Raw genomic sequence first — 12,844 nt, 5'->3', positions numbered from 1 at the left:
GGCAAAGCCGCGCCCGGCCTTGTGCAGCGCCGCCATGACCCCGTCGCAGGCGGCCAGCCCAAAGGCCGATCCGCCCGCCAGCACCAGCGCATCGACCCCGCCCACCAGTTTGTCGGGCGCCAGCAGGTCGGTTTCCCGCGTGCCGGGCGCGCCGCCCATCACGTGGACGCTGGTCGCAAAGGGCGCATCGGCGGTCAGCACGGTGACCCCGGACCGCAGGGCATCGTCCTGGGCATGGCCCACGCGCAGCCCGGCCACGTCGGTGATCCGGTTGCGCGGGCCGGGGATCATGCCTGCGCCTTCAGGGCCGCGTCGCGGGTCTGGGTCAGGGTCGCGCCGGGGGTCAGCGCCTCGGGGTCCAAGCGCAGTTCGATCACGGACAGGCGGCCCGACAGGCGGGCGCGTTCAAAGGCGGGGGCGAAATCCTCGTCGCGTTCGACCAGCTCTCCGTGGCCGCCATAGGCGCGGGCCAGCTCGGGCAGGTCGGGGTTGAACAGGTCGGTGCCCGACACCCGCCCCGGATAGTGGCGTTCCTGATGCATCCGGATCGTGCCATAGCGGCCGTTATTGGCCACGATGACGATGGGCGTCGCGCCGTACTGGGCGGCGGTCGACAGCTCGTTCACGGTCATCTGCAGGCAGCCGTCCCCCGCCAGACAGACCACGGTGCGGTCGGGATGCGCCAGGCTGGCGGCGATGGCTGCGGGCAGGCCGTATCCCATCGACCCCGACGTGGGCGCCAGCTGCGTGCCATGACACCGCCAGCGGAAATAGCGGTGCAGGAAGCTGGCATAGTTGCCCGCGCCGTTGGTGACGATCGCATTGGCGGGCAGGTTCTGCGCCAGCCAGCCCACCACCTGTTCAAGCCGCAACGCGCCGGGCGTAGGACACGGGGTCTGCCAGTCGTCATAGGATGCGCGCAGCCGGGCCCGCCACTCGGACCAGCGCGTCGCGGGGGCGGGCAGGTCGGCCAGCGCGGCCACCACGCGGCGGGGATCGGCGACCAGACCCGGATCGGCCCGCCACAGCGCGCCCAGCTGGTCGGGGTCGGGGTGGACCATGATCACGCGGGCATGCGGGCGCACCGGGTCCATCGCGCTGTACCCCCCGGTCAGCGTGTCCCCCAACCGCGACCCAAGCGACAGGATCACGTCCGCCTCGCGCAGCGCCGCGGCCAGCGCCGGGTTCATGCCCACGCCCAGATCGCCCACGTAATGGGGCAGGCGGTTGTCCATGCGATCCTGACGGCGAAAGGGCACGGCCACGGGCAGATCCCAGGCCGCGGCAAAGCGGGCCAGATCCTCGGCCGCGTCCTGCGACCACTGGCTGCCGCCGGCGACGACCAGCGGGCGTTTCGCGGTTGCCAGCGCGTCGGCCACGGCCTGCACCGATTGCGGCGCGACATGGGACAGCGGGGCGGTGGCGGCGGCCAGGTCGGGAATGTCGGCATGGCCGGACAGCATGTCCTCGGGCAGGGCCAGCACCACGGGGCCGGGGCGGCCCGACATCGCCACGTGGAACGCGCGGGCGACGTATTCGGCGATGCGGTCGGTCGCGTCGATCTGGGCCACCCATTTCGCCAAGGGCGCGAACATGGCGCGGTAATCGACCTCCTGGAACGCTTCGCGGTCCTGGTCGCCGCGGGCGATCTGGCCCACGAACAGGATCATCGGCGTGCTGTCCTGCCGCGCCACATGCACGCCCGCGCTGGCATTGGTGGCCCCCGGTCCGCGGGTGACGAAGGCCACGCCGGGCCTGCCGGTCAGCTTGCCCGTGGCCTCGGCCATCATCGCGGCGCCGCCTTCGTGGCGGCAGACGATGTTGCGGATGCCGCTGTCGACCAGCCCGTCCAGCGCCGCCAGAAAGCTTTCGCCCGGCACCGAGAACACCCGCGTGACGCCGTTCGCGCGCAGCGCCTGCACCAAGATCTGACCGCCATGCCGCATCGGCTACCCTTCCGTGAATTCGATCTGGCGCACGCGGACGTGGCGCAGCGCCTCGACCATGAACGCCGTCATCAGGCCAAAGTGCAACAGCCCGTTCGCCGCCGCCAGCCCGCCCAAGATGCGCCAGTCCTGAGGCATCAGCACGTCGCCGTAGCCAAGCGTGGTGAAGGTGACCAAGGTGAAATACATCGCCTCCTCGAATGTGGCAAAGACGCCCAGCAGGTGGAACGCCCCCGCCCACAGCCAGACGGACGCCGTCACCATCCCCAGGACCGCCAGGCTGGTCGCGACGATCACCAAGGCCAGCTTGGGCCGGTGGGGCGCGCGGGCCAGCCAGCGGGCGTTGCGCGCGAACGCGGTTTCCAGCGCCCAGATGGCCAGTGCGGCCATCAGCACGCTGGTCACCATCAGCACCGACCCGAACGCGATCTGTCCCAGCATGGTCCCCCCTGCGACAGACCTAGCCCAGGGCACGGCCATCGCGCAACGCATGCCTTTACAGATGCACCCGTCGCGCCTATCTGACCAGCCATGGCCAAGGATGACGACAGCAAGAACTACAAGGTGATCGCCGAGAACCGGCGGGCCCGGTTCGATTACGCCATCGAGAGCGATCTCGAGGTCGGCATCATGCTGACCGGGTCGGAGGTCAAGTCGCTGCGCGTCGGACAGTCCAACATCGCCGAAAGCTATGCCTCGGTCGAGGGTGGGGAACTGTGGCTGATCAACGGCTATATCGCGGCCCTGTCGCGGGCCGGCGTCTTTGGCCACGAGGAACGCCGCCGCCGCAAGCTGCTGGTGAAATCGCGCGAGCTGGCCCGCCTGTGGCAGTCGACCGCGCGCGAGGGGATGACGCTGGTTCCGCTGGTGATGTATTTCAACCACCGCGGCATCGTGAAGCTGAAGATCGCCGTCGCCAAGGGCAAGAAGAACCACGACAAGCGCGAAACCAGCGCCGCCCGCGACTGGAATCGTCAGAAGGCCCGCCTGCTGAAGCAGGGATAGGCCATTGCAGCCTTGGCCCCCGGCCTGTAGATCGGGGCGGCACAAGCCAAGGGGGACGGCGATGGACGATCCGAAGACACTGGTCTCGACCGACTGGCTGGCGGCGCATCTGTCCGATCCCGACCTGCGCATCATCGACGCCAGCTGGCACATGCCCGCATCCGGCCGCGACGCGCGCGCGGAATACGACGCGGCCCATATCCCCGCCGCGCGGTTCTTCGACATCGAGGCGATCGCCGACAAGCGGTCGACCCTGCCGCACATGGCCCCCCCGCCCGAGATGTTCATCAGCCGCCTGCGCGCGATGGGCATCGGCGACGGGCATCAGGTGGTCATCTATGACAATTCCGACGTACGCAGCGCCTTTCGCGTGTGGTGGACGTTCCGCCTGATGGGCAAGACCGACGTGGCCGTTCTGGACGGCTGCCTGCCGAAATGGCGCGCCGAGGGTCGCCCGACCGAGGACATGCCCCCCGTCATGCGCGACCGCCACATCACCGTCCAGCGTCAGGCGGGCCTGGTGCGCGACGTGACTCAGGTGGCCGCGGCCAGCAAGCTGGGCGATCCGCAGATCGTGGATGCACGCAGCCCGGAACGGTTCCGCGGCGATCAGCCCGAACCCCGCGCGGGCCTGCGCGCCGGCCACATCCCCGGTTCGCGCAACCTGCCTTTCGGCCGGCTGTTCAACGCCGACGGCACGATGATCGAGCCCGATGCGATCCGCGCGGCCTTTGCGGATGTCGGCATCGACCTGTCGCGCCCGGTCATCACCACCTGCGGCAGCGGCGTGACGGCGGCCGCGCTGTCCTTTGCGCTGGAACGTGCGGGCCACCGTGACCATTCGCTTTACGACGGCAGCTGGACCGAATGGGGCAGCTTTGCCGACCTGAACATCGCAACCGGAGACGCCTGATGCTGACCGACCTGAAAGCCCAAAGCCCCGACAAGATCCTGATGCTGATCGAGGAGTTCAAGGCCGATACCCGCCAGGCAAGATCGACCTGGGCGTGGGCGTCTACAAGGACCCGCAGGGCGTCACCCCGGTCATGCGCGCGGTCAAGGCCGCTGAACAGCGTATCTGGGAGACCCAGACCACCAAGGCCTATACCGGCCTTGCCGGAGAGGCCGACTATCGCAACGCGCTGGCCACGATGGTGCTGGGCGAACTGCCCGCCGACCGTCTGGCCTCGGTCGCCTCCGTGGGTGGCACGGGTGCCATCCGTCAGGCGCTGGAGCTGGCGCGGCTGGCCAATCCGGGCGTGCGGGTCTTCGTGTCGAACCCGACCTGGCCGAACCACCTGTCGATCATGGCCTTCATGGGCATGCCCTATACCGAATACCGCTATTTCGATGCGGAAACCCGCGGCGTCGATTTCGACGGCATGAAGGCCGACATCGCGCAGGCGGGCAAGGGCGACATCGTCCTGCTGCACGGCTGCTGCCACAACCCGTCCGGCGCGAACCTGACCCTGGAGCAATGGTCCGAGGTCGTGGCGATCCTGGAGAAATCGGGCGCGGTGCCGCTGATCGACCTGGCCTATCAGGCTTCGGCGACGGCCTGGACGCGGATGCCGAGGCGACGCGTCTGGTCGCCCGCAGCCTGCCCGAGGTTCTGATCGCGGCGTCCTGTTCCAAGAACTTTGGCATCTATCGCGAACGCACCGGCATCCTGATCGCGCTGGCCGACAATACCAAGGCGCGCGATCTGGCGCAGGGGTCGATGGCCTATCTGAACCGCCAGAACTTCTCGTTCCCGCCGGACCATGGTGCACGCATCGTCAGCACCATCCTGACCGACGACGCCCTGCGCGCCGATTGGGCGGCCGAGCTGGAGGAGGTTCGCAACACCATGCTGGGCCTGCGCGACCAGCTGGCCGCCGAGCTGCGCGACCTGTCGGGCAGCGACCGGTTCGATTTCATCCGCCACCATCGCGGCATGTTCTCGCGCCTTGGCGCGACGCCGGAACAGGTGCAGCGCCTGAAGACCGATGCGGCCATCTACATGGTGGGCGATTCGCGCCTGAACATCGCGGGCCTGAACCGCGACACGGTTCCGGTGCTGGCCCGCGCGATCATCGACGCCGGGATCTGATGCGGGCAGGCTGGCGCGTCAGCGACGCGCCAGCGCCTGTTCGATATAGTCGCGCAGTTCCTCGACCTCGGTCCGGCTGTCGCGCAACCCGTCCATCGCATCGCGCAATTCGGCCTGCGCGCCCGCCAGACGGGTGGTCAGCGCGGCTTCGCGTTCGGCCAGGGTGGCCACGGCCTCGTCGCGCTCCTCCTCGACCTCGTGCAGCTGCTGGGCCATGCGGTCCAGCTCCGACATGTCGGCACGGGCGGGGCGGGCGACGCGATGGACCAGCCAGCTGGCGATCCACCCCAGCACGAAGGCCCCGAACAGGATCAGGGCTGTCACGGCTATGAATTCGGATCTGTTCATTCGTCGGTCGCTTCGTCTTGCGCGCCGGCCTGGTCCGCGACGCTGTCGGGACGCGGGCCGGGGCGGGGGGTGTCGTCATCGGGCGTCAGCACGGGCACCCTAAGGTTTTCCTCGCGCTCGTCCAGCGTCTGGAACTGTTCCGCGACCCCCACGGTCATCGGCACCATCCCGGATGCCGCGCGGCTGTGGGGCAGTTGCGGGCCCTGCATCTGTGCCGCGCGGTCGGGCAGCTGCGGTCCCTGCATCGGCGGCAGGCGCGGCCCTTGGGTCAGGTCCTCGGCGGGGGCGGGTCGACCTCCTCGCCGGTGACACCTGCGATGGTGACGGGGGCGGGGATGTTGTCGGCGTCCAGCGGGTGCGGCGACAGCAGGCGGAACTCGATCCGGCGATTGATCTCGCGGCCTTCCTCGGTCTGGTTGGTGGCGACGGGGCGGCTTTCGCCGTAGCCGCGGGCGGACATGTTCGCCACGCTGATCCCGGCATCGGCCATCGCGGACACGATGGCCTGCGCCCGCGACCGCGACAGTTCGGCGTTGAAACCTTCGGAGCCCTGCGAATCGGTATGGCCGCCGGCCTCGATCTGGAAGTCGCCGCAATCGGCCATGGCACGGACGAACCGTTCCATCGTCGGCTCCGGATCCCCCGCGATGGACGACCGGTTGGGTTCGAACCCGATCTCGCTCTCGGACATGATGATGTTCAGGCGCGCGACGCATTCCTCGCCGTCGGGCAGGCCCAAGGCGCGTCCATGCGGCGGTCATAGCTGATCGCCAGGCGATAGCGCGCGCCCGCGCCAAGGCGTTCGGACAGCAGCGCCGCGGCCCGGTCGCTGGCCTGCGGATCACCCGACACGCCCGTCAGCTCGATCATGTCTGGGGTCACGCGAACCTGGCCCGCCTGCAGCGCGCCCATCGCCTCCAGCCCCGCGATCACGCGGACGGTCCAGCCTCCGGGAACTGACGGATCGGTGCGCAGGCCACTTTGCGCCACGTCGAACCGCGATCGGGCAAAGCTGTCGACGGCCTGCTGCATCTGCGCATCGGCAATGCGCCCCCGCATCGACAGGCTGCCCGATGGCGGCAGGGTCGCCTGAAATTCGATGGGCGCGGCCTGGGTCGGTGCCTGTTCGAGCTGAGCCTGAAGGCGATAGGTGGCAGGCAGCGCCTGTTCCAGTAGGCCCGCAACCTGGTCGAACCGTTCGCGGGTCACGTCGGCAGGCGCGACCAGCGCCACGTCGGCGTCCGACAGCGTCACCTGGCCCTGACCCAATTGGCCCACCGCATCGATGGCAGCGGCGGCGGCATCGGCCCAATCGTCGGACGGCGCGCCCAGGCCCAGTGTGCAGGTCGGCACCGTCTGCATGCCCGCATCCTGCGCCGCCTGCACGATCTGGTCGCGGCCCGCATCGTCGCTGGCCGCGCAGGCGTCGAAACGACCGCCCCGTTCGTCCATGACGAACCGCAGCGTGAATGGCGCGATCACCGGGCGTGGCGCGGTGATCTGCATGTCCAGCGTGACCTGCGGGGGGGCAGCCCGGCGCAGCGCCTGTTCCAGCCGCCCCTGATCCGCACGGTCGGCGGCCAGCGCAGCGACTTGCACCTGCCCCGGCGCGATCGAGATCTTGGCCTGCGTGGTCATCTGGGCTGCCTGCAGGCCGAACCGCAGCGCCTCGGTCCAGCCGTCGGGGACGGGGTGGTCCGCGGCCTCCAGCAGGTCGGTCACCGGTTGGCCGCCGGGGCGCAGCGCGCGCAGCATCGCGTCGCGGTCGGTGGCGGCGGGGACCAGCCCGATCAGGGACAGGCCCTGGTCGCCCTTCAGCAGCTCGACCTTGAAATCGGGGGGTGTCATCGCCTCGACCGAGGCGACGGTCATCTCGTCAAGGACACGCGTGGCGTCGACGGCGGTGCCGGCCTCGGTCACCGCGCGGAACCGCTCGACCTCGGACGGGGCGGTGCCGGTCAGGCGGACGCGCAGCCCGTCGGTCACCACATGCGCCCAGTCATGGCCCGCGGCCTGCAACGCCTGCGTCACGTCGCGGGTGGCGCGGTCCTCGATGAAGGTCGCGGCGGCCTCGGCACCCATCCAGGACAATCCGCCCGCGCCCGCCAACACGATGATGGTGGCCAGGGATGTCGAAAGGCGGCGGCGTCGGGCCATCGGGAAAACCTTGTGCTGTTGCAAGCGTGCAACGTCTAGCGACGGGACCCGCGCGAGGCAATCATGCCAGCCCCGCAATGGCAAGAAACAGCGCAAGAATCAGCCCCGCATCGCGGTTCGACCGGAACAGGCGCAGGCAGACAGCACCCTGATCGGGCTGGAAATTCCGCAGCTGCCACATCAGGTGCAGTCCCAGGGCCAGCACGCCCGCCCAGCCCATCAACAGATTGCGACCCGTCAGCGCCACCGCCACCGCCAGCACCGCCACCGCCAGCAGCGCAAATCCCGCCAGAATCGCGGGGCTGCGGTCCCCGAACAGCCGGGCCGTGGACTTGACCCCGATCAGCGCATCATCGTCCGCGTCCTGATGGGCATAGATCGTGTCGTAAAAGATCGTCCAGGCGATCGCGCCCAGCCACGCCACCACCGGCGCAGGATCGACCCGACCCATATGCGCGGCATAGGCCAGCATGACCCCCCAGTTGAAGGCAAAGCCCAGGAAAAGCTGCGGCCACCAGGTGAACCGCTTGGCAAAGGGATAGATCGCGACCAGCGCCAGCGACGCGACCCCCATCCACACCGCCGCCTGGCCAAGCGTCACCAGGATCACCAACCCAACCAGCCCCTGCGCGCCCAGCCACAGATAGGCCCCGCGCAGGCTGACCTGCCCCGAGGGCAGCGGCCGCGACCGGGTGCGCGCCACCTGCGCGTCGATGTCGCGGTCGGTGATGTCGTTCCAGGTGCAGCCTGCGCCGCGCATGACAAATGCGCCGATCGCGCAGGCCAACGCGATCCACAGGTCGAACAGCCGCGGCGCATCCGCCATCATCGCCAGCCCGATCCCCCACCAGCAGGGCAGCAGCAGCAGCCACGTCCCGATGGGCCGGTCCGCTCGGCTGAGCCGCAGCCAGGGCCGCGTGCGCACGGGCGCAAAGCGGTCCACCCAGTTGTCGGGCGGCGCGTCAAAGACGGCGTCTGGCCTTTCTGTCCGGCTTTGCATAGCGTCGCGCCCATCATGGCTAAGATCAGACTGTTCATAGATCACCCGTTGGTTGCAGGACAACCCGTTCCCGTGGACGGGCCGCAGGCGCATTACCTGTCGGGCGTCATGCGCCTGCGGCCGGGTGACGCGGTGTCGGTCTTCAACGGGCGCGACGGCGAATGGCAGGCGACCCTGCTGGACGCCGGAAAGCGCGGCGGCAGCCTGTCGGTGGTGGCCCAGACCGCGGTCCAGCAGGATCCGCCCGACCTGTGGCTGATGTTCGCGCCGATCAAGAAGGCCCGCACCGACTTCATCGTGGAGAAGGCGGCAGAGATGGGCGCGGCCCGCATCCTGCCCGTGCAGACCGACCACACCAATTCCGACCGCATCCGCCAAGACCGCCTGCAGGCCCACGCGATCGAGGCTGCGGAACAGTGCGGCGGCACCTTCGTCCCCCCGGTCGCCGATCTGGCACCCCTGTCGCGGGTGCTTGACGGGTGGGACCCGGCGCGGCGCATCCTGTGGGCGGACGAATCCCGGGCCGGCCCGGCCGAGACGCTGGCTGGCCTGCCGCAGGGGCCCTGGGCCATCCTGATCGGCCCCGAGGGCGGGTTCTCTGCCACCGAACGCACGCATCTGGCGCGGCTGCCCTTTGTCACGCCGGTCAGCCTGGGGCCGCGAATCCTGCGCGCCGATACGGCGGCGGTCGCGGCGCTGGCGCTGTGGCAGGCGGCCTTGGGCGACTGGCGTTAACCAACAGGCAGACCGAGGGGTTCGGTTTGCGCCCCTTCGTGACCTTTTTGCGAAAGAAATGGCTGAACCTGTTGCGAAAAGCGCATAGCGGGGTTGCCGGTTTTGTGGCTACTGTTCGCGGGCTGCTGAAACTATCTCCTGTATATCCGAAATGTGCCCGCTGACTGGGCAAAGTGAAAACAGGTGAACTGATGTCGACGATCGAAACGAACCGCAGCGTGGCTGTCGGAGGCGTGGGCAACGTCGTAGCGCAAATCACGTCGCTGATCGCGTCCTGGCGGGAAACCCGCATGACGCGTCGCGAACTGGGCCGCCTGTCGGACCGCGAACTGGACGATATCGGTCTGTGCCGCGGCGACATCGAGCGGGTTGCGCGCGGCTTCTAAGGCTTGCGACTGCCACCATGACGAACGAACCCCCGAAAGCGGAATGCTCGCGGGGGTTTTTTCATGTCCGGTGGGTGGCGCGCGGTCAGGTGCGGATCATCACCAGCGTGGTCCAGTCGCCCATGTCGTCGCGCCGGTCGGGCGCGAATCCGACGGCCTGATAGGCCGCGGTGACATCGTCGGCCTGCGTCGTCAGGATGCCAGACATCACGATGCGACCATCCTTGGCGACATGGCGGGCCATGTCGGTGGCCAGATCGATCAGCGGCTGCTTCAGGATGTTGGCGACCACCAGGTCATAGGGCGCGGCGCGTTCCAGCATCGGGTGGTCGAAACCCGCAGCCTCCATGCATTCGACGCGACCGTCCAGGCCGTTGGCGATGACATTGGCGGCGGCCGTGTCCACCGCGACCGGGTCAATGTCGCTGGCCAGAACCGTGACGTGCCACAGCCGGGCCGCCGCCATCGCCAGCACAGCCGTGCCACAGCCGATGTCGGCGATGCGCGTCGCCTTGAACCCGTCGGTCGCCAGACGGTCCAGCGCCTCCAGGCAGCCCTTGGTGGTGTTGTGGTGGCCGGTGCCAAAGGCCATCGCGGCCTCGATCCACAGCGCTTCGACCCCTTCGGGGACCTGGTCGACATCGTGGCTGCCATGCACGAAGAACCGGCCCGCGCGGACGGGGGTCAGTTCGCGTTTCACATGGGCCACCCAATCGACCTCGGGCAGTTCCGACACGGCAAAGGGCTGCGCGCCATAGGCCGCGGCCAGGATCGCCAGTGCGATCTCGTCGGGGGCTTCGGTGAAATAGGCGCCGACCTCCCACCGTTCGCTGCCATCCTCGATCTCGAAGATGCCGGTGCCGACGGGCTCGGGGGTCAGGTCCTCGCAGGCGAGGGCCAGGTCTTCGGCAGCCTCGCGGCCGGGCAGGTGGGTCAGCGCGGTATAGGTGGGCATCAGATCGGATCCGGGTTGGGAATGCTGGCCTGTACGCCGGTGCCCTTCAGCCCGCAATAACCGTCGGGGTTCTTTTCCAGATATTGCTGATGCGCCTCGTGCGCGGGCCAGAAGGGACCGGCGGGAACGATCTGCGTGGTGATCTTGTCCAGACCCTGGACTGCAAGGCGGTTGTCATAGTCGATCTTGGACGCCTCGGCCGCGGCTTCCTGCAGGGTGGTGAAGGTCATGATCAGGCTGCGGTACTGGTTGCCCACGTCGTTGCCCTGACGGTCGCCCTGTGTCGGATCGTGGTTCTCCCAGAACAGCTGCAGCAGGTGATCATAGCTGATCAGAGAGCTGTCATAGATCACGCGCACGACCTCGGCATGCCCGGTATCGCCGCGCTTGACCTGGTCATAGGTGGGGTTCTGGACGTCGCCGCCGGCAAAGCCGACTTCGGTCAGCCAGATGCCGTTCTGTTTCCAGAACAACCGTTCCACCCCCCAATAGCATCCCATGCCAAAGATCGCCTGGTCGTAGCCGGCGGGCGGGGTTGCCCCCAGGGGGCGGTGAAAGATGGCATGATCGGTCATCGGGGCCTCGTTGATGGATGATGGAGCAAACGCGCGGGACCGCGTCGGGGTTCAACCGCGCGGATGCGCGGCGCGATAGACGGCCATCAGCTGCGCGTCGTCCACCCCGGTATAGACCTGGGTGGTCGACAGGCTGGCATGGCCCAGCAGTTCCTGGATCGTGCGCAGATCGCCGCCCGCGGACAGCAGATGCGTGGCAAAGCTGTGGCGCAGGGCATGCGGCGTGGCGCTGGCCGGCAGGCCAAGGGCCGCGCGCGCCAGGCGCATCGCACCCTCGACCGCGCTGGCGGTCAGGCGACCGCCGCGGATGCCGCGAAACAGCGGCGCGTCGGTGCGGTGGCCCCAGGGGCACAGGCGCAGATAGGCGTCGATGGCGTCGCGCGCCACCGGCAGGACCGGGACCTGGCGTTCGCGCCCGCCCTTGCCGCGGATGATCAGCCGTCGGGAAAGGGCCAGTCGTCCCCGTCCAGCGACAGCGCCTCGGAGATGCGCAGCCCCGATCCCCACAGCAGGGTCAGCACCGCCAGATCACGCGCGCCCACCCAGGGCGTCGCATGATCGGCCACGCGGTCCAGCGTGTCCTGGGCCTGCAGGGGGGTCAGGGGGCGCGGCAGGCTGCGGCTGTATTTCGGGCTGCGGGTCGACAGGGCGGCGGACAGGTCCAACCCCTCGCGGTCCGAGATCCAGCGCAGGAACGACCGCACCCCCGACATGCGCCGCGCCAGCGACCGCGCGCCCAGGCCCCGCCCGCGTTCGGACGCCGCGAATGCGCGCATGTCGGCCTGCCGCAGGCGGGCCAGTGCCGCGGGGGGCACCGGTTCGCCCCAATAGGCGGCGATGAACTGCAGGAACGCGACCAGATCGCCGCGATAGGCGGTCACGGTGTGGTCGGACCGGTCGCGGCTCGCGGCCTCTGTCTCCAGCCAGCGGTTCAGGGCGTCCGCCGTGGCCGGGGCCATCATCCGGGCAACCGTGCCAGCAGGGCCATGCGGAACACCTGGCCAAAGAAGCGCAGCAGGTCGGTGCCATGCGCCGGCATGAACCGCGTCGGATCGCTGCTGCCCATCAGCAGCACCGCGCGCGGCCGCGCCGGACCCAGGTCCAGCGGCAGCAGCGCCTCGGACGCGATGGTGCGGCCGTGCAGGGGTCGGGTCACCACCAATGCGTCGCGCAGCACGATGTCGTCGCCGCGCGGCGCACGCCGTCCGGCGGTCAGGATGCGGTCGATGGTGCCATGCGGGACCACCACGACGTCGCGCGGCAGGGCGGGGGCGGGATCGTCCTCGACCACCAGGCGCAGCGTCTCGATGCGCAGCAGGGGGGCGATGTCGGTCTGCAGGGCGGCGGTGAAATCGGCCAGATCGGCCGTTTCCAGCAGGCCCAGCACGGCACGATGGATCACCGCCATGCCGGACTGGTTGTCATAGGCGGCGGCGATCACGCTTTCATGCGTGGATTCCAGCCGGTCCAGCCGGGTCTCCAGCGCCTCCATCGCGCGGCCGCGGATGTCGATGACGTTGTCACCGGCCTCGGCCTCGCGCGCGGCGACCAGGGCCCGCATCAGGTCCCGGTCGGCCAGGATCGCCCCCGGATCGGCCAGCAGCCGGTCGCGGGTTTCAGGGTCCAGCGCGTCGGTCATGCAGCC

General features: G+C 69.2%; 15 protein-coding genes and 2 pseudogenes. 5 read left to right on the top strand and 12 right to left on the bottom strand.

The genetic code is table 11. The features are described 5' to 3' along the window. The 3 genes from TY51_RS14705 to TY51_RS14695 form a co-directional block, all read right to left on the bottom strand. Positions 1–291 (bottom strand): P1 family peptidase (locus TY51_RS14705; protein WP_042250755.1); only part of this gene is annotated, 291 nt, incomplete at its 3' end. Beyond that, positions 288–1,946, bottom strand: a complete 1,659-nt coding sequence (locus TY51_RS14700; RefSeq protein WP_042250753.1) for a thiamine pyrophosphate-binding protein — start codon at positions 1,944–1,946, stop codon at positions 288–290. The genes TY51_RS14705 and TY51_RS14700, both read right to left, overlap by 4 nt. Before the next feature lie 3 nt (positions 1,947–1,949). Beyond that, the gene (locus TY51_RS14695) at positions 1,950–2,387 is read right to left on the bottom strand and encodes an ion channel (RefSeq protein WP_042250750.1); all 438 of its coding nucleotides are present in this window, start codon (positions 2,385–2,387) and stop codon (positions 1,950–1,952) included. A 90-nt stretch (positions 2,388–2,477) separates the two neighbouring features. Between TY51_RS14695 and smpB the strand changes: the two genes are divergently transcribed. From smpB to TY51_RS14680, 3 genes and pseudogenes are all read left to right on the top strand, one after another. Further along, on the top strand, positions 2,478–2,951 hold the full coding sequence (gene smpB, locus TY51_RS14690) for an SsrA-binding protein SmpB (protein ID WP_042250747.1): 474 nt from the start codon (positions 2,478–2,480) through the stop codon (positions 2,949–2,951). 61 nt (positions 2,952–3,012) lie between these two features. Next, positions 3,013–3,864 (top strand): 3-mercaptopyruvate sulfurtransferase, encoded by an 852-nt coding sequence (sseA, locus tag TY51_RS14685; RefSeq protein WP_042250744.1) that lies wholly within the window; start codon positions 3,013–3,015, stop codon positions 3,862–3,864. Continuing rightward, positions 3,864–5,043 (top strand): annotated as a pseudogene (locus tag TY51_RS14680) (aromatic amino acid transaminase). The gene sseA and the pseudogene TY51_RS14680 overlap by 1 nt, the downstream one beginning before the upstream one ends. 18 nt (positions 5,044–5,061) lie before the next feature. Here the strand turns inward: TY51_RS14680 and TY51_RS14675 are convergent. The 5 genes from TY51_RS14675 to ubiA form a co-directional block, all read right to left on the bottom strand. Beyond that, a complete protein-coding gene (locus TY51_RS14675; RefSeq protein ID WP_042250742.1) occupies positions 5,062–5,391 on the bottom strand; it encodes a hypothetical protein in 330 nt (109 codons plus the stop codon). Next, positions 5,388–5,636 (bottom strand): hypothetical protein, encoded by a 249-nt coding sequence (locus tag TY51_RS14670; RefSeq protein ID WP_042250739.1) that lies wholly within the window; start codon positions 5,634–5,636, stop codon positions 5,388–5,390. The genes TY51_RS14675 and TY51_RS14670 overlap by 4 nt, the downstream gene beginning before the upstream one ends. 23 nt (positions 5,637–5,659) lie before the next feature. Next, the gene (locus TY51_RS20405) at positions 5,660–6,130 is read right to left on the bottom strand and encodes an OmpA family protein (RefSeq protein WP_052650275.1); all 471 of its coding nucleotides are present in this window, start codon (positions 6,128–6,130) and stop codon (positions 5,660–5,662) included. Then, on the bottom strand, positions 6,091–7,548 hold the full coding sequence (locus tag TY51_RS14665) for a BON domain-containing protein (protein ID WP_052650273.1): 1,458 nt from the start codon (positions 7,546–7,548) through the stop codon (positions 6,091–6,093). The genes TY51_RS20405 and TY51_RS14665 overlap by 40 nt, the downstream gene beginning before the upstream one ends. A 61-nt stretch (positions 7,549–7,609) precedes the next feature. Beyond that, positions 7,610–8,548, bottom strand: coding sequence for a 4-hydroxybenzoate octaprenyltransferase (ubiA, locus tag TY51_RS14660; protein WP_042250736.1), 939 nt, complete (start codon positions 8,546–8,548; stop codon positions 7,610–7,612). 15 nt (positions 8,549–8,563) lie between these two features. Here ubiA and TY51_RS14655 point away from each other — a divergent pair, with 15 nt between their 5' ends. Then, positions 8,564–9,283: a 16S rRNA (uracil(1498)-N(3))-methyltransferase gene (locus TY51_RS14655; RefSeq protein ID WP_042250758.1), complete on the top strand. Its 720-nt coding sequence runs from the start codon at positions 8,564–8,566 to the stop codon at positions 9,281–9,283. Between the two features lie 191 nt (positions 9,284–9,474). After that, on the top strand, positions 9,475–9,669 hold the full coding sequence (locus TY51_RS14650) for a DUF1127 domain-containing protein (RefSeq protein WP_042250734.1): 195 nt from the start codon (positions 9,475–9,477) through the stop codon (positions 9,667–9,669). A gap of 85 nt (positions 9,670–9,754) precedes the next feature. Here the strand turns inward: TY51_RS14650 and TY51_RS14645 are convergent, their stop codons facing one another. The 4 genes and pseudogenes from TY51_RS14645 to TY51_RS14630 form a co-directional block, all read right to left on the bottom strand. Further along, complete coding sequence (locus TY51_RS14645; protein ID WP_042250731.1) at positions 9,755–10,624, bottom strand: 50S ribosomal protein L11 methyltransferase; 870 nt, start codon at positions 10,622–10,624, stop codon at positions 9,755–9,757. Further along, a complete protein-coding gene (gene msrA, locus TY51_RS14640) occupies positions 10,624–11,199 on the bottom strand; it encodes a peptide-methionine (S)-S-oxide reductase MsrA (RefSeq protein WP_052650271.1) in 576 nt (191 codons plus the stop codon). Before msrA ends, TY51_RS14645 begins: the two co-directional genes overlap by 1 nt. A gap of 51 nt (positions 11,200–11,250) precedes the next feature. Then, positions 11,251–12,161: pseudogene (locus TY51_RS23575) on the bottom strand (tyrosine recombinase XerC). Beyond that, a partial coding sequence (locus TY51_RS14630; protein ID WP_373960716.1) for a DUF484 family protein occupies positions 12,158–12,844 on the bottom strand: 687 nt, incomplete at its 5' end. The gene TY51_RS14630 and the pseudogene TY51_RS23575, both read right to left, overlap by 4 nt.

This window comes from Paracoccus sp. PAMC 22219 (assembly GCF_000787695.1).
GTDB lineage: Bacteria > Pseudomonadota > Alphaproteobacteria > Rhodobacterales > Rhodobacteraceae > Paracoccus.
The sequence above is the reverse complement of the archived record's forward strand: the minus strand, read 5'-3'. Positions and strand labels throughout refer to the sequence as shown.